Annotated in this window: 20 protein-coding genes; 9 read left to right on the forward strand and 11 right to left on the reverse strand. The window is 73.6% G+C overall.

The window, feature by feature from the left end; translation table 11 throughout:
* The first annotated feature begins 188 nt into the window (after positions 1 to 188).
* Both ACWCXH_RS21590 and ACWCXH_RS21595 read left to right on the forward strand, forming a co-directional pair.
* Positions 189 to 1,376, forward strand: coding sequence for a trypsin-like serine peptidase (locus ACWCXH_RS21590; RefSeq protein WP_449803046.1), 1,188 nt, complete (start codon positions 189 to 191; stop codon positions 1,374 to 1,376).
* A 34-nt stretch (positions 1,377 to 1,410) separates the two neighbouring features.
* A complete protein-coding gene (locus ACWCXH_RS21595) occupies positions 1,411 to 2,538 on the forward strand; it encodes a trypsin-like serine peptidase (RefSeq protein WP_449803047.1) in 1,128 nt (375 codons plus the stop codon).
* Between the two features lie 53 nt (positions 2,539 to 2,591).
* Here the strand turns inward: ACWCXH_RS21595 and hflX are convergent, their stop codons facing one another.
* From hflX to miaA, 5 genes are all read right to left on the reverse strand, one after another.
* Positions 2,592 to 4,094, reverse strand: a complete 1,503-nt coding sequence (hflX, locus tag ACWCXH_RS21600; protein WP_449803048.1) for a GTPase HflX — start codon at positions 4,092 to 4,094, stop codon at positions 2,592 to 2,594.
* Entirely contained in the window at positions 4,091 to 6,463 is a 2,373-nt protein-coding gene (locus tag ACWCXH_RS21605) for a RelA/SpoT family protein (RefSeq protein ID WP_449803049.1), read from the reverse strand. The genes hflX and ACWCXH_RS21605 overlap by 4 nt, the downstream gene beginning before the upstream one ends.
* Before the next feature lie 103 nt (positions 6,464 to 6,566).
* Positions 6,567 to 7,475, reverse strand: a complete 909-nt coding sequence (gene dapF, locus ACWCXH_RS21610; RefSeq protein ID WP_449803050.1) for a diaminopimelate epimerase — start codon at positions 7,473 to 7,475, stop codon at positions 6,567 to 6,569.
* 100 nt (positions 7,476 to 7,575) lie between these two features.
* On the reverse strand, positions 7,576 to 8,085 hold the full coding sequence (locus ACWCXH_RS21615; protein ID WP_449803051.1) for a hypothetical protein: 510 nt from the start codon (positions 8,083 to 8,085) through the stop codon (positions 7,576 to 7,578).
* A gap of 228 nt (positions 8,086 to 8,313) precedes the next feature.
* Positions 8,314 to 9,264, reverse strand: a complete 951-nt coding sequence (miaA, locus tag ACWCXH_RS21620) for a tRNA (adenosine(37)-N6)-dimethylallyltransferase MiaA (RefSeq protein ID WP_449803052.1) — start codon at positions 9,262 to 9,264, stop codon at positions 8,314 to 8,316.
* Between the two features lie 167 nt (positions 9,265 to 9,431).
* Between miaA and ACWCXH_RS21625 the strand changes: the two genes are divergently transcribed.
* Positions 9,432 to 9,692 carry an antitoxin gene (locus ACWCXH_RS21625; protein ID WP_449803053.1) on the forward strand — a complete coding sequence of 87 codons (261 nt, stop codon included), beginning with the start codon at positions 9,432 to 9,434 and terminating at the stop codon, positions 9,690 to 9,692.
* An 18-nt stretch (positions 9,693 to 9,710) separates the two neighbouring features.
* On the opposite strand, the gene ACWCXH_RS21630 is transcribed toward ACWCXH_RS21625, so the two are convergent.
* Both ACWCXH_RS21630 and miaB read right to left on the reverse strand, forming a co-directional pair.
* On the reverse strand, positions 9,711 to 10,409 hold the full coding sequence (locus ACWCXH_RS21630) for a hypothetical protein (RefSeq protein WP_449803054.1): 699 nt from the start codon (positions 10,407 to 10,409) through the stop codon (positions 9,711 to 9,713).
* 90 nt (positions 10,410 to 10,499) lie between these two features.
* Positions 10,500 to 11,999, reverse strand: a complete 1,500-nt coding sequence (miaB, locus tag ACWCXH_RS21635) for a tRNA (N6-isopentenyl adenosine(37)-C2)-methylthiotransferase MiaB (RefSeq protein ID WP_449803055.1) — start codon at positions 11,997 to 11,999, stop codon at positions 10,500 to 10,502.
* A gap of 94 nt (positions 12,000 to 12,093) precedes the next feature.
* Here miaB and ACWCXH_RS21640 point away from each other — a divergent pair, with 94 nt between their 5' ends.
* Positions 12,094 to 13,113, forward strand: a complete 1,020-nt coding sequence (locus tag ACWCXH_RS21640) for a TAXI family TRAP transporter solute-binding subunit (RefSeq protein WP_449803056.1) — start codon at positions 12,094 to 12,096, stop codon at positions 13,111 to 13,113.
* Here ACWCXH_RS21640 and ACWCXH_RS21645 read toward each other — a convergent pair.
* Positions 13,110 to 14,576 carry a sensor histidine kinase gene (locus ACWCXH_RS21645; RefSeq protein ID WP_449803057.1) on the reverse strand — a complete coding sequence of 489 codons (1,467 nt, stop codon included), beginning with the start codon at positions 14,574 to 14,576 and terminating at the stop codon, positions 13,110 to 13,112. The genes ACWCXH_RS21640 and ACWCXH_RS21645 overlap by 4 nt on opposite strands.
* Before the next feature lie 6 nt (positions 14,577 to 14,582).
* Positions 14,583 to 15,329 (reverse strand): response regulator transcription factor, encoded by a 747-nt coding sequence (locus tag ACWCXH_RS21650; protein ID WP_449803058.1) that lies wholly within the window; start codon positions 15,327 to 15,329, stop codon positions 14,583 to 14,585.
* A 449-nt stretch (positions 15,330 to 15,778) separates the two neighbouring features.
* On the opposite strand from ACWCXH_RS21650, the gene ACWCXH_RS21655 reads away from it, so the two are divergent.
* The 5 genes from ACWCXH_RS21655 (at position 15,779) to ACWCXH_RS21675 (ending at position 20,997) form a co-directional block, all read left to right on the forward strand.
* Entirely contained in the window at positions 15,779 to 16,507 is a 729-nt protein-coding gene (locus tag ACWCXH_RS21655; protein WP_449803087.1) for an amino acid ABC transporter ATP-binding protein, read from the forward strand.
* Positions 16,508 to 16,677: 170 nt separating this feature from the next.
* The gene (locus ACWCXH_RS21660; protein ID WP_449803059.1) at positions 16,678 to 17,580 is read left to right on the forward strand and encodes a glutamate ABC transporter substrate-binding protein; all 903 of its coding nucleotides are present in this window, start codon (positions 16,678 to 16,680) and stop codon (positions 17,578 to 17,580) included.
* Positions 17,581 to 17,627: 47 nt separating this feature from the next.
* On the forward strand, positions 17,628 to 18,278 hold the full coding sequence (locus ACWCXH_RS21665) for an amino acid ABC transporter permease (protein ID WP_449803060.1): 651 nt from the start codon (positions 17,628 to 17,630) through the stop codon (positions 18,276 to 18,278).
* Positions 18,275 to 19,123, forward strand: coding sequence for an amino acid ABC transporter permease (locus ACWCXH_RS21670; RefSeq protein WP_449803061.1), 849 nt, complete (start codon positions 18,275 to 18,277; stop codon positions 19,121 to 19,123). The genes ACWCXH_RS21665 and ACWCXH_RS21670 overlap by 4 nt, the downstream gene beginning before the upstream one ends.
* Before the next feature lie 140 nt (positions 19,124 to 19,263).
* Positions 19,264 to 20,997 carry an FAD-dependent monooxygenase gene (locus tag ACWCXH_RS21675; RefSeq protein WP_449803062.1) on the forward strand — a complete coding sequence of 578 codons (1,734 nt, stop codon included), beginning with the start codon at positions 19,264 to 19,266 and terminating at the stop codon, positions 20,995 to 20,997.
* Here ACWCXH_RS21675 and ACWCXH_RS21680 read toward each other — a convergent pair.
* Both ACWCXH_RS21680 and recX read right to left on the reverse strand, forming a co-directional pair.
* Positions 20,978 to 21,118 carry a hypothetical protein gene (locus ACWCXH_RS21680; protein WP_449803063.1) on the reverse strand — a complete coding sequence of 47 codons (141 nt, stop codon included), beginning with the start codon at positions 21,116 to 21,118 and terminating at the stop codon, positions 20,978 to 20,980. The genes ACWCXH_RS21675 and ACWCXH_RS21680 overlap by 20 nt on opposite strands.
* Positions 21,119 to 21,198: 80 nt before the next feature.
* A complete protein-coding gene (gene recX / locus ACWCXH_RS21685) occupies positions 21,199 to 22,206 on the reverse strand; it encodes a recombination regulator RecX (protein WP_449803064.1) in 1,008 nt (335 codons plus the stop codon).
* Between the last annotated feature and the right edge of the window lie 2 nt (positions 22,207 to 22,208).

The raw sequence follows: 22,208 nt of genomic DNA on the forward strand, positions 1-22,208 counted from the left end.
GGTTGTACCGGCCGGGCCTTGCCGGGCTTCGTCACGGATCGGTGACCCCCCGGTCAGGACCGCAACCCGGGGGGTGCCCGACGTCGTCCTCCCGACCGGTGGAAGACTCCTGCACCGACCCGTCCACGAACCGACCCGGCCACGATCCGCCGCACAGCCACGAACCGACCCACGGGGGAAGCACACAGATGCCATCGATCCACCGGTCCGCCGTCGCCGCCGTCCTCGCCACCGGCACCCTGTTCGCGGTGAGCGCCTGCGGCCCGGACAGCCCGACGGCCACCGGCACGGGCAGCGCCGCGCCACCGCCCGCCGCGGCGAGCGGCACGAGCAGCGCCGCCCCGGGCGGCGGGGGCGTGATCGGCGGGATCACCCTGCCCTCGGGCATCCCCACCAGCCTGCTGGAAGGCCTGCCCAAGAGCTGGGACGACCTGAAGAAGTGGAAGTTCGAGGACTGGGACAAGTGGGCGTCCCAGCACGTCTTCAACAACCCGGTCGTGAAGGACTTCTGGAACCCGGACAAGATGGGCGACTCCAAGCCGGCCGACCCGGCCCCGCCCACCGCCAAGCCGGCCGCCGACGACGGCGTGACCGACCCCGAGCCGCCGGTGGTCAAGGCCGTGCCGGTGCCCCGCCCGTACCTCAAGCAGCCCTCGGGGAAGGTGTTCTTCAGCGCCCAGGGCGGCCGGGGCAACTGCTCGGCGACGGTCATCGCCGACCCGCAGCACCCGGGCAGGAGCAACTTGGTCTGGACGGCCGGCCACTGCGTGCACGAGGGCAAGGGCGGCAACTTCTACAAGGACCTCGTGTTCGTGCCCGCCTACAACAACTCGGGCGCCTCCAGCGGCGGCAAGAAGGCCCCGCTGTCCGATCTCGCCCCGCTCGGCACGTGGTGGGCCGACCAGGTCACCACCTCGCCGCAGTGGATGGTCGAGGGCGGCGGCACCGGGGACGCCGCCAGCCAGTACGACTTCGCCATCATGCGGGTGCACAGCCAGAACGAGACCGGCAAGTCGCTGGAGGAGACGGTCGGTTCGGCCGTCCCGGTCTGGTTCGACGCGCCGCGCGACCAGGTCTCCGTCTCGGCGGTCGGCTACCCGCTCTACAAGCCGTTCGACGGCCAGGAGCTGTACAAGTGCGACGGCGGCAAGCCGACCCGCCTGTCGTTCGACCCGAAGCGGCCGTCCATGCTCACCATCGGCTGCAACATGACCCAGGGCGCCAGCGGCGGCGGCTGGTTCGCCACCATGCCGGACGGAAGGACGGCCCTGGTCAGCAACACCTCGATCGGCACCCAGGAACACACCTCCCTGAGCGGCCCGTACCTGGAGTCGGTCGCCAGGAACGCCCTGGACTGGATCTCCAGGAAGCAGTAACCGCGTTCACCTCACAGCCGGGGGACGATGCACCATGCCGTACACCACCCGCGGACGCGTACCGCGGCGCCGGGCCGCACTGGCCGGCGCCGCGGCGCTCGCCGCCCTCGCCCTGACCGCGACCGCCTGCGGACCGGACAACTCCGGCCCCGGCAGCGCCGCGAGCCCGCCCGCCACCCTCGCCAGACCTGCGTCACCGACCAGCCTCGGCGACCTGGCCACCTGGAAGGTCGACGACTGGGCCCGCTTCGTCGCCGACAACGCCTTCAGCAACGAGGTGGCCCAGGGCTTCTGGTCCGTCGCCAGGATGGAGGCCGCCAAGGGCCGGCCCACCCCCGAGGTCCCGCACGCCGCCGCCCAGGGCGGCACCCAGCGGGACGCTCCCCCGGCCGCCGTCCCGGCCACGGCGCAGCCGCACCCGTACGGCCCGGCCGTGGTCGGCAGGATCTTCGTGACCGCGCCCGAGGGCGACGCCGTCTGCTCCGGCACGGTGGTCTCCGACCCGGCCAATCCGGGTCGCAGCAACCTGGTCTACACCGCCGCGCACTGCCTGCACGACGGCAAGGGCGGCGGCTGGATGCGGAACATCACCTTCGTGCCCGGCTTCAACCGGGACGGCCAGGCCAGTCGGGGCAAGCCGTACACCGAGCAGCAGGTGTCCCCGTACGGCCGCTGGACGGCGGTGCGCGCGCTGGTCTCGCCGACCTGGGTCAAGGAGAGCGGCGTCGGCGCCCACGACCAGTACGACTACGGGATCATCCGGGTGCGCAGCGAGAACGGCTCCGGCCGGTCGTTGGAGGAGACGGTCGGCGGCTCGGTCCCGGTCTGGTTCAACGCCCCGCGCGACCAGGTCACCTCGGCGTCCTCCTACGGCTACCCCGCCGAGCGCCCGTTCGACGGCATGGAGCTCAACCGCTGCGACTCGCAGATCCCGCCGACCAGGCTCTCCTTTGACCAGACCCGCCCGCCGATGTACGTGATCGGCTGCACCATGACCGGCGGTGCCGGCGGCGGCGGCTGGTTCATCCTCAAGGACGGCAAACCCAACCTGATCAGCGTCAACTCGATCGGCAGCCGCAACCCCTCCGAGTACATGGCCGGCCCCTCGCTCCAGGACCAGGCGAAGCAGGCCTTCGAGTACTTCAGCAAGAACGTCAGGTGAGGCGCGAGGGCCCCGGACGGCAAACCGTCCGGGGCCCTCGGTGCGAAACGGCGTCAGCCCTGCAGCGCCACCGTGTAGCGCTCCAGCTCGGCGGCCAGCTCGGCCGGCACCTTGGCGTGCAGCAGCGTGCCCTCGCCGGTGTGCTCGGTGGAGAGCAGCTCGCCCTCCGCGTGCACCCGGGAGACCAGCCCGCCCTGGGTGTAGGGCACCAGGGCCCGCACCTCGACGGCCGGGCGCGGCAGCTCGTCGTCGATGAGCTTCAGCAGCTCGTCGATGCCGGCGCCGCTGCGGGCCGACACCACGATGGCGTGCGGCTCGCGGCGCAGCAGGCGCTGCAGCACGTGGGGGTCGGCGGCGTCGGCCTTGTTGATCACCACGATCTCGGGGACGTTCTGCGCCTCCACCGAGACGATGACCTCGCGGACCGCGGCCAGCTGCGTCTCCGGCTCGGGGTGCGAGCCGTCCACCACGTGCAGGATGAGGTCCGCGTCGGCGACCTCCTCCATGGTCGAGCGGAACGCCTCGACCAGGTGGTGCGGCAGGTGCCGGACGAACCCGACGGTGTCGGCCAGCGTGTAGACCCGCCCGCTGGGCGTCTGTGCCCGGCGCACGGTCGGGTCGAGGGTGGCGAACAGCGCGTTCTCCACCAGCACGCCCGCGCCGGTGAGCCGGTTGAGCAGGGAGGACTTGCCGGCGTTGGTGTACCCGGCGATGGCCACGGACGGCACCTGGTGGCGCTTGCGCTCCTGGCGCTTGGTGTCGCGGCCCTTCTTCATGTCGGCGATCTCCTTGCGGAGCTTCGCCATCTTCTCGCGGATCCGGCGCCGGTCGGTCTCGATCTTGGTCTCACCGGGGCCACGGGTGGCCATGCCGCCGCCGGACGAGCCGGAGCCACCACCACCCATCTGCCGGGAGAGCGACTGGCCCCAGCCGCGCAGGCGCGGCAGCATGTACTGCATCTGCGCGAGCGAGACCTGCGCCTTGCCCTCGCGGGACTTGGCGTGCTGGGCGAAGATGTCGAGGATCAGGGCCGTCCGGTCGACGACCTTGACCTTGACCACGTCCTCCAGGTGGATCAGCTGGCCGGGGGTGAGCTCACCGTCGCACACCACGGTGTCGGCGCCGCTGGAGGCGACGATGTCGCGCAGCTCCTGCGCCTTGCCGGAGCCGATGTAGGTCGCGGCGTCGGGCTTGTCGCGGCGCTGGATCACACCGTCCAGCACCTCGGAGCCGGCGGTCTCGGCGAGCGCGGCGAGCTCGGCCATCGAGTTCTCCGCCTCCTCCAGCGTCCCGTCCGTCCAGACGCCGACGAGCACCACGCGCTCCAGGCGGAGCTGGCGGTACTCGACCTCGGTGACGTCCTGGAGCTCGGTGGAGAGGCCGGCGACGCGGCGCAGCGCGGCGCGCTCGCTGCGGTCGTACTGGTCGCCGTCGAAGTGGGTCGTGAGGTCCTCGTCGATGGCCGCGAGGTCCTCGTCCATGAGGGCTTCCGCCCGCAGTCCGCCGAGGCGGCGCGGGGCGTCGGCGCGGTCGCGGGTGTCGAACGTGGAGGTCATTCTGTCCTTTGGTCGCTGGATGGCTGCGGCGGCGACCCGTGGGTGTCGCCAGGGCTCCTGTGCCCTGTGAACGCCGTGGACCGGCCGTGAATTCCCCTTGATGGTCGCACGCCCGGTGCGGGCCGGTCACCCCCATTTCTTCCGGAGGCACCGCCCTCGGGGGCGTACGGGCGGCTCACGTCGTACACGCCGGAGACCCTGAGCACGGCCCGCATCAGCCCGGGCAGCGCGGCCGGGGCGGGCAGTTCGACGGTGTAGGTGTGCCGGACCCGCAGTTCCTGCGGCGGCTCGATCTCGGCCGCGACGATGCCGACGCCCTCGGCGGAGATCGCCGCGGTCAGGTCGGCGAGCAGCCGCGGCCGGTTCAGCGCCTCGGCCCGCAGGGTGGCCCGGTAGCCGTCGGCCGGGGTCCCGTCCGCCTGCCAGCGGACCTCCAGCGTGCCGCGTCCGGCCGTCCGCATCCGCTCCCCCGCCGGACAGCCGGCGCGGTGCACGACGACGGCCCCGCCGCGGATCGGGTAGCCGGTCACCTCGTCCGGCGGCACCGGCGTGCAGCAGCGCGCCAGCCGGACCTGTGCCCCCTGCCGCCCGGCCACCGCGACCGGGGCGGCTCGGCGCTCGGCGGTGCGGTGCGCGGGCGGGGCGGGCTGCCCGGCGGAGGGGCCGGTGCGGACCACCGGCAGCCGGGCGGGGTGGTCGGCCAGCCAGCGCTCGATGGCCAGCCGGGCGGCCGGGGTCCGGGCGTGGGCGAGCCACTCGGGCGCGGGCCCGGACGGCTCGGCGGCGCGCGGCCCGGCCCCGGCGGGCACGGTCTCGGTGAGCACGGCGATCAGGTCGCCGTCCTGGAGGACGGTGGACAGCGCGGTGAGCCGGCCGTTGACCCGCACGCCGATGCACCGGTGGCCGGTCTCCTCGCCGAGCAGGTAGGCGGCGTCCACGCAGGTGGCGCCGGCCCGCAGCTGAAGCGTTTCGCCGCCCTCCGTCACCACGGTGATCTCGCGGTCGCCGGCCAGGTCGGCGGTGAGCGCCGACCAGAAGGCGTCCGGGTCGGGCGTCTCCTGCTGCCACTCCAGCAGCCGGCTGAGCCAGCCGGGCCGGGCCGGGTCGGTGCGGTCCAGCTCGTCGGCGTCCTGGACGGTCCCGGCCGGCTCCGGGTCGCCGAGCGCGACCACCCCGGTCTCGGCCACCTCGTGCATCCGCCGGGTGCGCACCAGCACCTCGACCACCGCACCGCCCTCCAGCGCGACCGCGGTGTGCAGCGACTGGTAGAGGTTGAACTTGGGGGCGGCGACGAAGTCCTTGAACTCGCCGGGCAGCGGCGTCCAGCAGGTGTGCAGTTCCCCGAGCACGGCGTAGCAGTCGGCGTTCTCCTCGACGACCACCAGCAGCCGCCCGAAGTCGGCCGGCTGCGGCCCCTGCGGCCGGCCGTCCGGCCCGGGCGCGGCGGCCCGCTTGAGCAGCACCCGGTGCAGCGAGACGCAGTGCCGCGACCGGACGGTGACCTCGGCGGCCACCCCGGCCTCGGCCAACTGCCGGGCCAGCAGCCGCGCGAACGGCTCCAGCAGGGTGTCCGGCTCGGCCTCGTGACCGGCCATCAGGGCGCGCGTGCGGGCGTGCTCCTCGGGGTGCAGGGTGGCGAAGACGATGTCCTCCAGCTCCGCCTTGAGCACCCGGATGCCGAGCCGCTCGGCCAGCGGGATCAGCACGTCCCGGGTGACCTTGGCGATCCGCACCTGGCTGGCCGGTTTCATGTGCCGGATGGTGCGCATGTTGTGCAGCCGGTCGGCGAGCTTGATCACCATCACCCGGACGTCGTCCCCGGTGGCGACCAGCATCTTGCGGAAGGTCTCGGCCTCGGCGGCGGCGCCGAAGTCGACCTTCTCCAGTTTCGTCACCCCGTCGACCAGGTAGGCGACTTCGGGCCCGAACCCGGCGCTCACCTGGTCCAGCGTCAACTCGGTGTCCTCCACCGTGTCGTGGAGCAGCGAGGCGACCAACGTCGTGGTCCCGGCGCCGAGTTGGGCCAGGATCATGGTGACGGCCAGCGGGTGGGTGATGTACGGCTCGCCGCTCTTGCGCTTCTGCCCGCGGTGGCTGGCCTCGGCCAGCCGGTACGCCCGCGCGAGCAGCCCGAGGTCGGCCTGCGGGTGGTGCTCGCGGTGGACCCGGACGAGCGGTTCGAGGGCGTCCGGCACCGGCTGGCGGCCGGTGGCCAGCAGGGCGGCCCGCCCGGCCCGGCCGAGCGCGGCCCGGCCGAACCCGCCGAGGGGCCGTAGAACCCCGGCCTGCCGCGTGCCCGTCGGCTGCCCCGCCGAGGGCTGCCCGGCTTGCTGCAACCCCTCCAAGGGACTATCAACCCGCTGGTCCATGCTATAGAGCAGACCACGTTCCGCGACGAATCGCTCCCCCTTCGCAACCGATATCACCCGATCGGGGGGATTCGGCGCCCTCTGAAATGGGCAAACCGGCCCGTCAGTCGGCCAGCGCCGCCCACCACCGGGCGTCGATCTCGCCGGAGGCCACGATCACCGCCGGGCCGGTCATCTGCACCAGACCGTCGGGGTGCTCGGTGATCGTCAGTCGCCCGCCCGGCAGGTCCACCGTGTACGCCGCCGCCTCGCCGGTGACCGCCGGGTCGACGCCGTCCCGGCGGATCGCGGCCACCGCGACGGCGCAGGCGCCGGTGCCGCAGGAGAGGGTCTCGCCGGAGCCGCGCTCGTGCACCCGCATGGCGACGTGCCGCGGCCCGCGGTCCACCACGAACTCGACGTTGACGCCCTCGGGGTAGGCGCCCTCGGGGCTGGTGAGCGGCGGGCACAGCAGGTCCCCGGCGTGGTCGAGGCTCTCGACGAAGGCGACGGCGTGCGGGTTGCCCATGTTGACGTTCAGCGCGGGCCAGCGCCGCCCGCCGACCGCGACCTCGATGCCGTCCGGCCCGGGCAGCCGCGCGCGGCCCATGTCGACGGTGACCTCGCCGGGCGTGCCGTCCCCGGCGTCCTCGGCGACCCGCGCGGTCAGCACCCCGGCCCGGGTGGCGACGGCCACCTCGCCGGGCTTGGTGAGGCCGGCCTCGACCAGGTAGCGGGCGAAGACCCGCAGGCCGTTGCCACACATCTCGGCGATGCTGCCGTCGGAGTTCCGGTAGTCCATGAACCACTCGGCCCGGTCGGCGAGGTCCGCGGCGGCCGGGTCGGCGGCGGAGCGCACCACGCGCAGTAGCCCGTCCGCGCCGATGCCGGCCCGCCGGTCGCACAGCGCGGCGACGGCCTCGGGGCCGATCGCCAGCCGGCCGTCCGGGTCGGGGACGATGACGAAGTCGTTCTGGGTGCCGTGCCCCTTGAGGAAGGGGATGCCGGCCGGCTGCGGGGAGGATGCGCTCACCCTCCCGATGGTACTGTCGCCCACCCGCTCGCCTCCGGGCGCACCCTTCGGGTACCCGGCGCCGACGCTCGACGCACCCTTCGGCTCGGGGCGGGGGGAGCTACCTCAGGTGGGCGACCCGCCAGACGGCGAGGGCGCAGGCGGCCAGCGCGATGAGGGTGTAGACGACGATCGCCTTCCACCCGGCCCGCCGCCCGGAGCCCCGGCGCGGCAGGCCCGGCCACTTGTACCCGGCGTGCCGGGCGGCCATCGCGCCCCAGCCGACCGAGGCGGCGGTCAGCAGCAGCCCGAGCATCCCGACCATGGTCGCCCGCGCCCCGGCGGAGCCGAAGGCGAGCGGGAAGCTGAACATCAGCGAGCCGAGGGTGCCCAGCAGCGCGATCGGCAGCGTCTGCCACCACCGCAGCCGGCGCAGCGGCCGGATCTCCCGCTCGTGCACCGCGCCGGCCGGGCCGCTGGTGTCCAGCGTCGGCAGCGCGACCGCGTACGAGGTGGGCGCGTCCAGTCCGGTCAGCACGGGGAGGTCACCCATCGTCGACTCGTCGAACTCGTCGGCCGGTGCGGTGACACTCCCGCTCTGGCCGGACTCGGGGCCGGTACCCGTCGACACACGGCCTCCCCTGACAGTTCGACACGAGCGGACTCGCGGCCGGTACGGTCGGCCCGCCCGGGCCGACCCCTTATGACATCGATGATGGCATGTCCAGAGGGGCGTTCCGGGCTCCACCGGGGTCGGCCGGGTGATCCGTGGCCATCACGTGATCGGGCCGTAACCCCCGGTCGGTCCTGCACGGCCACGTGCTCGCGCAGCCGCACCGCCGAAGTGGCCGGATCCCGCCTACGCGGCCGGTACGCGCTGACGGTCGATCAGTTCGAGGGAGCGTTCCAGCAGGTCGACCGGGTCGGTGCCGGCCGGCCGGGAGAGCCAGTGGATCCGGTCGTCCCGGCGGAACCAGGACTCCTGCCGGCGGGCGAAGCGCTTGGTGGCCCGTACGGTTTCGGCCCGCGCCTCGTCCTCCGTGCACCGCCCGGCGAAGTGGTCGAGCACCTGCTGGTACCCGAGCGCCCGGGAGGCCGTCCTGCCCTCGCGCAGTCCGGCCTCCTCCAGCTCGCGCACCTCGTCGAGCAGCCCGGCCGCCCACATCCGGTCGACCCGCAGCGCGATCCGCTCGTCCAGCTCGGGGCGGGGCACCGCGACGCCGATCTGCACGGCGTCGTAGACGGCGGTGTTGCTCGGCAGGTTGGCGGTGAACGGCCGCCCGGTGATCTCGATGACCTCCAGCGCCCGGACGATCCGCCGCCCGTTGCCGGTCAGGATCGCCTCGGCCGCCGCCGGGTCGAGCTCTGCCAGCCGCCGGTGCAGCGCGTGGGGGCCGGCCTCGGCCAGCTCCTCCTCCAGCCGCGCCCGGACCGCCGGGTCGGTGCCCGGGAACTCCATCTCGTCGATCGCCGCCCGGACGTACAGCCCGGAGCCGCCGACCAGCACGGCGGCGCGCCCGGCGGCGAGCAGCCGGTCGATCTCGGCCCGGGCCAGCCGCTGGTACTCGGCGACGCTGGCGGTCTCGGTGACGTCCCAGACGTCCAGCAGGTGGTGCGGGACGCCGCCGCGCTCGTCGACGGTGAGCTTGGCGGTGCCGATGTCCATGCCGCGGTAGAGCTGCATCGAGTCGGTGTTGATCACCTCGCCGCCGAGGCCGCGGGCGACGGCCACGGCCAGATCGGACTTGCCGGCGGCGGTCGCCCCGACGATCGACACGACGGGGGGCTGGACGGTACGGGAGCTGCTCACCGCTCCAGTCTCGCAAAACCGCCGTGGGACCGGACACCGGGCTGCCTCCAGCCCCCGATTGCGCGACGATATGACTGTTTCCGGCCGTTTCCGCAGCCGAATCCGTTTTGCGAACGCTTTACCGGTCCCGGACGTTGTGCAGGGAACAGGGAAGGAAGGAGATCGCCATGGGTCTGATGGACAACCTCAAGGGCAAGGCCGAGGAGCTCAAGGAGCGGGCCAGTGAGCTCGCGGGCAAGCACCACGACCAGATCGAGCACATGGTGGACAGGGCCGGCGGCGCCATCGACAAGGCCACCATGGGCAAGTACACCGACAAGATCGAGCACGGCGCCAGCAGGGCCAAGGACGCGGTGGACGACTTCGCCCACACGCCGAAGCCCGGCGAGGAGGGCACCGGCGGCAACGGCCAGGCACCTCGGTCCTGAGCCGCGGCGCCCCGGTGATCAGCTCCAGGAGGCCACGAAGTACCCGACGCCGTACGGTGCGTCCTGGTAGCCGAGCCGCGCGGTGAGGCCGGCGCCCTCGGCGGCGCCGGCCAGCACCTGCCAGGGCGCCCGGCCGTCGGCCTTCAGCTCGGCGGCCAGACCGGCGTCCAGTGCGGCGAGCGCGGGCAGGTCGGCCGAGCCCAGGGCGGCTGCCAGCGCCGCGTCGAAGCCCTCGGCGCGCTCGTCCAGGTAGCCGGGCGCCTTCACCGTGCGGCAGGCGCTGCCGCCGCCGAGCACCAGCAGGGCGACCCGGTCGGCCAGCCCGGCCAGGCCCTGGCCCAGCCCGAGCATGCGGTCGGCGGGGGCGTCCTCGGGCACCGCGCAGGCGTGCGTCGGCAGGCGCACCCCGGCGCGCTCCAGCAGCCACGCGCCGACGGTGAGCGAGGGCGCGAGCTCCGGCCCCTCGACCCGGCCGCCGGGCAGCTTGGCCACCAGCGGCACCCCGTAGCGGTGGAAGGAGCCGGCACCACCCTCGGTCCACACCTCGGCCTGCGGCCCTGCTCCGACCACCACGACCAACTGCGGCTCGGCCGCGACGAGCGCCGCCAGTGCGTCGTCGCAAGCGGCCCGCAGCGCGTCCAGCTCGCTCGCCGCCCCGGCGGCGACCTCGGGGACGAGCAGCGGCGGACAGGGACACACGGCGGCGGCTACCAGCATGTGGATCACTCTAACGAAGAAGCGCGGCGGCCCGGCGGGACGCGAAGGTCCCGCCGGGCCGCCGAAACGTGCCTGCGCCGGTCGCCCGCGTCAGTCGCCGCAGCAGCCGCCCGCCGGGGCGGCCGGCGGCAGCGCAGCCGGCGCGCCGATGCCCGGCAGGCCGAGCATCACGCCGGCCGGCTTGGCGGCGGGCTCGGCCTGGCGCTTCTCCCACGCGTCCCCCGCGCGGGTGCGGCGCACCGCGAGGGTCGGGCCCTCGGCCAGCAGGTGGTGCGGGGCGGCGTAGGTGATCTCGACGGTCACCATGTCGCCCGGGCGCACCGGCTCGGCGGGCCGGGTGAAGTGCACGAGGCGGTTGTCGGGGGCGCGGCCGGAGAGGCGGTCCGTCCGGTCGTCCTTCTTGCCCTCGCCCTCGGCGACCAGGATCTCCAGGGTGCGGCCGACCTGCTTCTTGTTCTCCTCCCAGGAGATTTCCTCCTGGAGCGCGATCAGCCGGTCGTAGCGGGCCTGGACGACGGCCTTCGGCACCTGGTCCTCCATCTCCGCGGCCGGGGTGCCGGGGCGCTTGGAGTACTGGAAGGTGAAGGCGTTGGTGAAACGCGCCTCGCGGACGACGTGCATCGTCTCCTCGAAGTCCTCCTCGGTCTCGCCGGGGAAGCCCACGATGATGTCGGTGGAGATGGCCGCGTCCGGCATGGCCTCGCGGACCTTGCGGATGATCCCGAGGAAACGCTCCTGCCGGTAGGAGCGGCGCATCGCCTTGAGGATCCGGTCCGAGCCGGACTGCAGCGGCATGTGCAGCTGGTGCATCACGTTCGGCGTCTCGGCCATCGCGGCGATCACGTCGTCGGTGAAGTCGCGCGGGTGCGGCGAGGTGAAGCGGATCCGCTCCAGGCCCTCGACCTGGCCGGCGGCGCGCAGCAGCTTGGAGAAGGCCTCGCGGTCGCCCAGGTCGGAGCCGTAGGCGTTGACGTTCTGGCCGAGCAGGGTCACCTCGATGACGCCCTCGTCCACCAGCGCCTCGATCTCGGCGAGGACGTCGCCGGGGCGGCGGTCCTCCTCCTTGCCGCGCAGCGCGGGCACGATGCAGAAGGTGCAGGTGTTGTTGCAGCCGACCGAGATCGAGACCCAGGCGGCGTACGCGGACTCGCGGCGGGTGGGCAGCGTGGAGGGGAAGGTCTCCAGCGACTCCAGGATCTCGACCTGGGCCTTCTTCTCGACCGCGGCCCGCTCCAGCAGCGCCGGCAGGTGGCCGATGTTGTGGGTGCCGAAGACCACGTCGACCCAGGGGGCCCGCCGGACGATGGTGTCGCGGTCCTTCTGGGCCAGGCAGCCGCCGACGGCGATCTGCATGCCCTGGTGGCGGCCCTTGACCGGCGCGAGCTGCCCGAGGTTCCCGTACAGCTTGTTGTCGGCGTTCTCGCGCACCGCGCAGGTGTTGAACACCACCAGGTCCGGGTCGCCCTCCGGCCCGGCCTTGACGTAGCCCGCCTCCTCCAGCAGCCCGGACAGGCGCTCGGAGTCGTGGACGTTCATCTGACAGCCGTGCGTGACGACCTTGTAGCTCTTCAATCCGCTCTCACCGCTCACCAGACCAGGGTACGGGCACGCGCGAAGGGCTTTTCCCCGGACGGCGGCCCTGCGGCCCCTCCCGTTCTGCCGGGGCGCCTGGCAGTATCCCTGCATGGCCCCCACCGTTCCCTCACGTCCTGGCGCCGTGCTCCGCGCGGCCGCCCGCAGCCCCCTGTGGCGGACGGTCCTGGTGCTGGCCCTGCTGCTGGCGGGGCTCGGCGGGTGGTGGCTGTCGGCGGGCCGCTCGCGCGGCTACCCGCTCGGAGAGACGCGCTTCGCGACGGGTGTGCAGCGCGGGGTCTACGACCGGTACGGGCAGCTGCTGCAGGCGCACGTCGCCAAGTCGATGCCCGGGGTGCGGCTGACGCTGGACAACACCGAGGGCTCGATCGACAACCTCCGGCGGGTGACCAGCGGACAGGACCAGTTCGCGATAGCCACCGCCGACGCCGTCGCCGACTACAAGGGCCCCGGCAAGGACCGGCTCCGGGCGATCGCCCGGCTGTACGACGACTACCTCCAGCTGATCGTCCCGGCCTCCTCGCCGGTGCAGCGCACCGCCGACCTCAAGGGCCTGCGGGTGGGCGTGGGCCTGCCGCAGTCCGGGGTGAACCTCGTGACCCGGCGGCTGCTGACCGCGGCCAACCTGGACCCGGACCGGGACATCACCGCCGTCCCGGACGGCGTCGGCGACGCCGCCGACGACCTGCGCGAGGGCAGGGTGGACGCCTTCTTCTGGTCCGGCGGCCTGCCCACCAGCGCGCTGACCGACCTCTCCGACCACGTCCGGATCCGGATCGTCCCGCTGGCCGACCTGTCCGAGGCCCTCCACAAGGCGGAGGGCGGCGGCACCGACGCCTACCGGGCGGCCACCATGCCCAAGGGCACCTACCCGAACGCCGAGCCCAAGGACGCCGTCGCCACCATGGCCGTGCCCAACCTGCTGATCACCCGGGACGACGTCGATCCCGGCCTGGTCCAGGGCATGACCAAGGCGGTGATCGACAGCCGCGACCAGATCGGCGCCCAGGTCCACGCCGCCCAGCTGGTCGACCTGCGCACCGCCGTGTACACCGACCCGCTCCCCCTCCACGAGGGTGCGATGCGCTACTACCGCTCGGTGAAGCCCTAGTCCCGGCCCGGGAAGCCCTGGTCCCGGCCCGGCAGCTGTTCCTTCCCCGGCCGGGGGACCGCCAGGGTCACCGCGAGCCCGGTCGGCTTGACCGGGGCGAAGCCGAGCGAGCCGCCGCCGGCCGTCAGCAGGGTGCGGGCGATGGACAGGCCGAGCCCGGAGCCGTCCACGTTCTGGTGCCGCGGGCTGCGCCAGAACCGGTCGCCCGCCCGGGACACCTCCTCCTCGGTGAGGCCGGGCCCGGTGTCCGAAACCGTCACCGCGACCTCGTCGCGCCGCACCGCGACCCGCAGCCGCACCCGACCGCCCTCCGGGGAGAACTTGAGCGCGTTGTCCAGCACCGCGTCCAGCGCCGAGCCGAAGCCGATCGGGTCGGCCATGCCGAGCGCGAGCGCCGGCCCGTCCCAGCACAGCTCGATGCCGCGCTGCACGGCGACCGTCCGCCAGGCGCCGACCCGGGCGAGGGTGAGCGCGGCGAGGTCGGTCGGCTCGGGCTCGGGGCGGGCGTGCTCGGCGGTGGCGAGGCCGAGCAGGTCGTCCAGGACGCGGGCGAGCCGGGCGCCCTCCTCGCGGACGACGCCCAGCTCCTCCTCGTGCCCCTCGGGCAGCTCCAGACCGAGCACCTCGACCCGCAGCAGCAGCGCCGCCAGCGGGTTGCGCAGCTGGTGCGAGGCGTCCGCGACGAAGGCCTTCTGCTGGTCCAGGGCCAGCACCACGTGGTCGGCCATCTCGTTGAAGGAGCGGGCCAGCCGCTGGAGCTCGGGCGGCCCGCCGCCGGGGGCGACCCGGGCGTTCATCCGGCCGGTCGCGATGTCGTGGGTGGCCCGGTCCAGGGTGCGCACCGGGCGCAGCACCCACTCGGTGAGCCGGACGGCGAGCAGCACGGCGACGATCATCGCGGCGGCCTCGCCGGCCCCGATCACCAGCCAGCTGTGCAGGATCCGGGTGCGCAGCGCCCCGGTCGGCGACTCGCTGAGCACCACGGCGACGACGTCGCCGTCGCGCACGACCGGGGTGGCGACGGTGATCGTGCGGTCGGCCGTCCACGGCCAGACCTGGGGCGGGTTGTGGCTGCGCCGCCCGTCCAGCGCCTCCTGGAAGGCCTGCGCGCCGGAGCCGCCGGTCGGCACCGTCCAGTTCTTCGGCGCGGCGGAGATCGGGACGCCGTCGCGCTGGAAGATGCCGAGGCGCACGCCGTACAGGTCGTGGTAGCGGGCGACCTCGGCGTCGATCGCGTTGCGCCGGCTGAGGTCGCCGGGGGCGGGGCCCGGGTCGCCCTTGCGCGCCGCGTCCGAGGTGCCGGAGGTGGGCAGGTCCTGGGCGAAGCGGGCGGCGTCGTCGAGCCGGTCGACGACCACCTTGGTCTGCTGGGCCGCCGCGACCGCCGCCGCGAGCGGCAGCCCGAGGGCGGCCAGGACGCAAACCATCAGGGCGAGCAGGATGCCGAGCAGGCGATTGCGCACGTACGGTCAGTGCTCCGCGGTGGGCGCGTCCGGGGCGGCCGCCGGGGACTCGGGGATCAGCCGGTAGCCGACGCCGCGCACGGCCTCGACCAGGCCGGGCAGGGCGAGCTTGTTGCGCAGCGAACCGATGTGCACCTCCAGGGTGCGGCCGTTGCCCTCCCAGCCGCTGCGCCACACCTCGCTGAAGATCTGCTCGCGCCGGTAGACCACGCCGGGGCTCTGGGCGAGCAGGGCGAGCAGGTCGAACTCCTTGCGGGTGAGCGGCACGTCGCGGCCGTCCACGCTGACCCGGCGGCGCTCCCGGTCGATCCGGATGCCGCGGGACTCCAGCGGGCCGCGCTGCTGCGGGACGGCGTCGGGCGCGGCCACCGAGACGGCGGCGAGCGCGGCGCCGCGCCGGGCGACGGCGTGGATGCGGGCGAGCAACTCGCCCATGTCGTAGGGCTTGGTGACGTAGTCGTCGGCGCCGAGGTTGAGCCCGTGGATCCGGGAGCGGATGTCGGCGCGGGCGGTGACCATGATCACCGGGACGCCGCTGCCGGCCCGGATCCGGCTGCACACCTCGAAGCCGTCGCGGTCGGGCAGCCCGAGGTCGAGCAGCACCACCCGGTACGGCTCGTTGCCGTCCGGCACCAGCGCGTCCAGGGCCTCGTGCCCGCTGCGGGCGTGCCGGACCTGGAACCCGTGCCGTCCCAGCACCGCGACCAGCGCGGCGGCCACGCGTTCGTCGTCCTCGACGAGCAGCAGTCGCATGTCTCCTCCTTCCCCGTTCCCCGACGTCTCCAGGGGTCCCGGGGGCTCCCCCGGGCGGTGATCACCGGGTCCGCTCGGTCGGTCCCGGTCCTGCGCAGTATGGGCCAGCGGGCCGCCGGGCGCCAGGCTCGGCCGCGCCGCGGCCGCTGCGGGAGGGCGGCGCGGGGGGGCTCGCCCCACACCCACCGTGCCCCGGCCGCGGCCGGACGAACAGTGTGCGAGCGCCGTGTGGCCGTTTCGTGATGCTCAAGTTCCGCTCAGATCGGCTGACGGGGAATCGTCAGGGCTCCTAAGGTCGGCCCACCGGGGGCTGCGGCTCCGCCGGCCGCGGCCCCCGGATTCGTACCACCATTGCCGCCCAAGGGAGTTCAGACTTCTCGGGCCGACACGAGGGAGCAGGCGCGATGACCGGGAATCCGATCGGGGCCTCGAACTCCGCAGCCGCTCCGCTGGTCGTGCTGGACGGCGTGAACAAGCACTACGGTGCCCTGCACGTGCTCCAGGACATCGACCTGCGGATCACGCAGGGCGAGGTCGTGGTGCTGATCGGGCCGTCCGGCTCCGGCAAGTCGACCCTGTGCCGGACGATCAACCGGCTGGAGACCATCGACTCCGGCACGATCACCATCGACGGCCGCCCGCTGCCCGCCGAGGGCAAGGAGCTGGCCCGGCTGCGCGCCGAGGTCGGCATGGTGTTCCAGAGCTTCAACCTGTTCGCCCACAAGACCGTGCTGGAGAACGTGGTCATGGGCCAGGTCAAGGTGCGCAAGGTCGCGCGTCCGCAGGCCGAGAAGACGGCCCGGGAGCTGCTGGAGCGGGTCGGCGTCGGCGCGCAGGCGGACAAGTACCCGGCCCAGCTGTCCGGCGGTCAGCAGCAGCGGGTGGCGATCGCCCGCGCGCTGGCCATGAAGCCGAAGGTGATGCTCTTCGACGAGCCCACCTCGGCCCTCGACCCGGAGATGGTCAACGAGGTGCTGGAGGTCATGCGCCAACTGGCCGCCGACGGCATGACGATGGTCGTGGTCACCCACGAGATGGGCTTCGCCCGCTCCGCCGCGAACCGGGTGCTGTTCATGGCCGACGGGAAGATCGTCGAGCAGAACACCCCGGACGCCTTCTTCACCGCGCCGCGCTCCGAGCGCGCCAAGGACTTCCTCTCCAAGATCCTGCACCACTGACGCTCCGCCTCCCCGCACAGCTCTGACCCCCATGCAGCTCTGACCCGCGCGCAGCTCCGATCCCCCACGACCGGCCCGGCAAGGGCGCCGGCCGGCCCACCCGTGCGCACACCTTCCAGACGCCAGAGCCCGGTTGACCCCGTGGCCCAGCCCCCAGGAGAACAACCCTCATGAGGACTCGTCGCACCCTCGCCGTCGCGCTCTGTGCCGTCGCGCTCACCGCCACCGCCGCCTGCGGCAAGGACGGCTCGCCCGACGCGGCCGCCGCGAGCGGCAGCAACGCCCCCGCGCTGCCGGCCTACACGGTCAAGACCGACGTCAAGATCGACTCGGCGGTGCTGGCCGCGGCCAAGAAGCGCGGCCAGCTGATCATCGGTGCCAAGGCCGACCAGCCGTTCCTCGGCTGGGAGGACGTGGCCAGCGGTGACCGCAGCGGCTTCGACATCGAGATCGCCAAGATGATCGCCGCCGACCTCGGCTTCACCCCGCAGCAGATCAAGTGGCAGACCCTGGTCTCCTCGCAGCGCGAGCCGGCCATCGCCAAGGGCCAGATCGACCTCTACGTCGGCACCTACAGCATCAACGACGAGCGCAAGAAGACGGTCTCCTTCGCCGGCCCGTACTACATCGCCGGCCAGGACTTGCTGGTGAAGGCCGACAACAAGGACATCACCGGCAAGGACTCGATCGCGGGCAAGAACGTCTGCACCGCCACCGGCTCCACCTCCATCAAGAACATCCAGCCGTACAACGCGAAGATCACGCAGTTCGACACCTACTCGGCCTGCGTCGACAAGCTGCTCTCCAGCGAGGTCGACGCCGTCACCACCGACGACGCCATCCTCAAGGGCTACGCCTCCAAGTTCTCCGGCAAGCTCAGGGTGGTCGGCCAGCCGTTCACCGAGGAGAAGTACGGCGTCGGCCTCAACAAGGACGACGCGGCCCTGCGCGGTGCCATCGACGACGCCATCAAGGCGCACCAGGACAACGGCGACTGGAAGAAGGCGTACGACGCGACCCTCGGCCTCTCCGGCTCCGCGGCGCCCACCCCGCCGGCCCTTGAGCGCTACTGATCCACTCGCCCGATTTTCCTGACCACTCCCGAGAGGAGGGCCGCCGGATGGGGTTCCTGTTCGAGGACGGCAACTTCGCGCTGTTCCGCGACGGCTTCCTGCAGACGATCGAGCTGAGCGCGCTCAGCGCCCTGCTCGCCCTGCTGCTGGGCACCCTGCTGGCGGCCTTCCGGGTCTCCCCGGTGCCGGTGCTGCGCGGCTTCGGCACCGCCTGGGTGACGCTCTTCCGTAACACCCCGCTCACTCTGCTGTTCTTCGCCGTCGAGTTCGGACTGCCCGCGCTCGACGTGCACTTCGAGCACCTCACCTTCGCGGTGCTGGCGCTCGGCGGGTACACCGCCTCGTTCGTCTGCGAGGTGCTGCGCTCGGGCATCAACACCGTGCCGCTCGGCCAGGCCGAGGCCGCCCGCAGCCTCGGCATGACCTTCGGCCAGACGCTCACCCTGGTCGTCCTTCCGCAGGCCGCCCGCACCGTGCTGGCCCCGATGAGCAGCGTGTTCATCGCCCTGCCGAGGAACTCGGCGATCGCCGGCGCGTTCAGCGTCGGCGAGCTGTACAGCGCGCAGCAGACCTTCTCCGAGCGCGGCTACTCGATCTTCTCGATCTTCTTCTGGGTGGCCTGCGCCTACCTGGTGATCAGCGCGGCGATCGCCACCCTGTTCCGTTTCCTGGAGTCCCGACTGGCGGTGGCCCGATGAGTGTCTTCACCCGCTCCGCTACGGCCGGCGTCCTCTACGACGCCCCCGGCCCGAAGGCCCGCGCGCGGTACCGCCTGTTCGGGGTGCTGTCGATCGTCGCGATCGCCGGCCTGATCTGGTACGCCGTCACGATGCTGTCCGACAACGGGCAGTTCGACGCCGGACTCTGGGACGTCTTCCAGTACAACACCATCCAGCAGCGGATCCTGGACGGCCTGCTCGCCACCCTGGAGGCCTTCGGCCTGGCGGCGCTGTTCTCCCTCACCCTCGGCTCGCTGCTCGCCGCCGGGCGGCTCTCCGACCACAAGCCGGTGCGCTGGGTGTGCACCGCCGTCGTCCAGTTCTTCCGGGCGATGCCGCTGCTGATCCTCATCGTCGCGCTCTACTACGCGTTCTTCGCCAAGGAGCCGATGTGGGCGCTGGTGCTCGGCCTCACCCTCTACAACGGCGCGGTCCAGGCCGAGATCATCCGCAGCGGCGTCAACGCCGTCCCGCGCGGCCAGGCCGAGGCCGCGTACGCCCTGGGCATGCGCAAGACCCAGGTGATGGCCGACATCCTGGTGCCGCAGGCGGTCCGCTCGATGCTGCCGACGATGATCGGCCAGCTGGTCGTCACCCTGAAGGACACCTCGCTCGGCTTCATCATCACCTACCACGAGCTGCTGTTCATCGGTAAGGCGATCGCGAGCCAGCCGCTGAACGCCGCGGGCTTCCCGTACATCCCCGTGGTCCTGGTGATCGGTCCGATCTACATCACGATGTGCCTGTTGCTCACCGCGCTCGCCCGGTGGATCGAAGCACGCGGCCGTCGCGGCGCGAACCGGCGCACTTCGGCTGCTGCTTGACGCACACGCAGGTGAACTGTTGCATTGCTCTTCGTGACACCTCCCGGGAGCTTCCACGCGGCATATGACGCCAGCCTGACGGCCTGCCCATGCCCGGTCTTCCGGGCCCGAACGGTCCGCCCGCGCCCGGAGGTCCCGGCATGGACCCCGTGATCGTGGTCGGGGCCGGACCGGTCGGTCTGGCCCTGGCCCTCGCGCTCGCCCGGCACGAGGTGCCGACCGTCGTCCTGGACGAGGGCTCCGGGCTCTGCCCCGAGGGCCCGCGCAGCGTCGTCCTCGGCGCCGACTCCACCGCCTTCCTCACCCGCATCGGCTACCCCAGGGCCGTCTCCGACTCCGCCCTGTGGGACTCCTTCGCCATCTGGCGGCGCCGCCAGGAGGTGCTGCGGATCGACCTCGCCGACTCGCCCACCTTCCACCTGCCCCAGCACCGCCTCCAGCGCGGCCTGCGCGACGCCCTCACCGGCACCCCGCTGGTCAGGCTCGTCCCGCTCAGCCGCGTCACCGAGCTCGAACACGACCGCGACGGCGTCAGCGTCCGCACCCACGGCACCCAGGACGGCACCAGCACCTGGTGGCGCGGCAGCCACCTGGTCGGCTGCGACGGCGCCCGCTCGACCGTCCGCAAGCTCCTGAAGATCCGCTTCCCCGGCCGCCCGGCCGTCGACCGCAACGCCATCGCCACCGTCCGGGTCGACCTGCCCTTCGACGGCGCCCGGCTGCACCGCGAGCCCCCCTGGCGCGGCGACCGCGAAGCCTCCGCCCGCCCCCTGCCGGACGGCGTCTGGCGGCTCGACTGGCGCCTGCCCCCCGGCCGCCCCACCCCCACCGAGCCGGTCGACCCGCACGCCACCTGGCCCGGCGTCGTCACCGGCGACACCCTGCTCACCCGTGTCACCACGAGCCTCACCGGCTGGTGCGGCGAGCTCCCCCGCTTCGAGCTCCTCGCCGCCGCCGACCACACCGCCCAGCAGCGCCTCGCCGCCCGCTTCCGCAGCGGCCGCTGCTTCCTCGCCGGCGACGCCGCCCACCTGCACGGCGCGCTCGGCATGCAGAACCTCGCCGACGGGCTGCGCGACGCCGACAACCTCGCCTGGCGCCTCGCCCTCGCCTGGCACCTCCACTCCGGCGGCCCCCAGCCCGGCGGTTCCCTCCTGGACGGCTACGAGGCCGAGCGCCGTGGTGCCGTCGGCGCCCGCCTGCGCGCAGTCGACCAGGCCATGCCGCTGCTGCGCCCGCTGCGCGGCTGGCAGCAGACCCGGCGCTCGCTGCTCGTCGGCGGCTTCCGCAAGCACGCGCCGCTGCTCGCCGACGGCCAGCTCGGCACCGGCCGCTTCGGCGGCGCGCCCGCCTACCCGGCGGCGCCCTCGGGCGTCCCCGGCCGGGTGCCGGTGCAGCGCGGCGTGCGCGGCACCACCTCGCTCAGCGAGCTGCTGCCCGCCACCGCCCCCGGCGTGCTCGTCCCGGACCTCCCCGTGCTCTCCGCCGACGGCACCCCCGACCACCTGCACGCCCGGCTCGGCGCCACCTTCCTGCTGCTGCTGGTCGCCCCCGGCACCGCTGTGTGGTCCGCCGAGCACTGGCTGGGCGCCGGCCTGATGCCGCGGCTCGCCGAGGTGGCCAATGCCCTGCCCGTCCCGGCCGAGGTGCTCGTCACCGAGGAGTACCCGGACGCCGGCCCGCACACCGTGCTGCTGATCCGGCCGGACGGACACCTCGTCGGCGTCACCCAGGGCGCCGCCGCCGAGGACCTGCTGGCGCTCGCCGACCGCGCCCGGGGCGGCCCGACGCCGCTCACCGGCGCGCCCGAACCCGAGCCCGCCCCCGTACCCGCCCCCGAGCAGTTGGACCCCTCTACCGCGCCACCTCGGTGACCCGGCTCTCACGGACCACCGTCACCCGGTTCTGCCCCGGGTGGGTCAGCTCCTCGGACACCTGCCGGGCGACCTCGCGGGCGATCAGCTGCGCACGTACATCTCCAGCGACTCCTTGCACGCCCCCGGCCGCCCGCCCGAGCAGGCGTTCCCGGAGTCGGCCATGACGCCTACGGAGCCGGCCTCGGCTCCCCGCAGTCGTCACATCCAGTGCGCGTCCTCCTGGTTCTCCTCCGCAGCCTCCTCCGCGCTCTCCTCCTCGATCGCCGCACGCACCACCCGGAAGGCCAGGCCCTCGGAGTAGCCGCGCCGGGCCAGCACGCCGACCAGCCGCCGCATCCGGGCCTGCGGGTCCAGCCCACGGGTGCTCCGGAGCTTGCGCTCGACGAGGGCCCGGGCGGCCTCGGTCTCGTCGTCGTGGTCGAGTTGGGCCACGGCCTGCTCGACCAGGTCGGCGGCCACGCCCTTGGTCCGCAGCTCCTGGGCGAGCGCCCGCCGCGACAGGCCCCGGACGGCGTGCCGGGACTCGACCCAGGCCGCGGCGAAGGCGGCGTCGTCGATCAGCCCGACCTCTTCGAGCCGGGTGAGCACCTCGTCGGCGACGTCCTCCGGAATCTCCCGCTTGCGCAGGGCGTCGGCGAGCTGCTTGCGGGTCTTGGCGGCGCCGGTGAGCAGCCGCAGGCAGATGTCGCGGGCTCGGGTCTCGGGATCGGCCGGCTCCTCGGTCCTGGACCGCTTCGGCTCGCGCGGCCCGGTGGTACCGCCGCCCCGCTCGGCGAGCCGGCGCGCGCCCGTCCGGGTGCGCGTTGCGAGGGCGGCCGCACCCCCACGACCGGCCGCCTCCACCTCGTCCGCCGGTTCCGTGCGGCCGACGGCCTCCTCGGACAGCGCCGAGCGGCGGCGCCGCCGGCCGGTGGGCAGCTCGGAGGCGGAGACCAGCCCGAGCCCGTCGGCCAGGCCCTCCGCCGGACCCGGTCCGGGCGCCGCGCCGCGCACCGCCCGGACCGGTGCCCGGTCGAACTCCGGCTCCGGGCCGGATGTCGCTCGTGCCGCCGGGCGCGGCTCCCGCCGACGGCGCGGCCGTGCCGGGACGGCCGTCGGCGGCTCCGGATCCAGCTCCTGCGCCACGGCGGCGAACCAGTCCGGCGGGCCGTAGTCGTCGTCCGGCTCCGCCGGGCCGCCGTCACCCACCTCGTCGTGCTGCGTCAACG

It is taken from the genome of Kitasatospora sp. NPDC001660, from assembly GCF_053596725.1.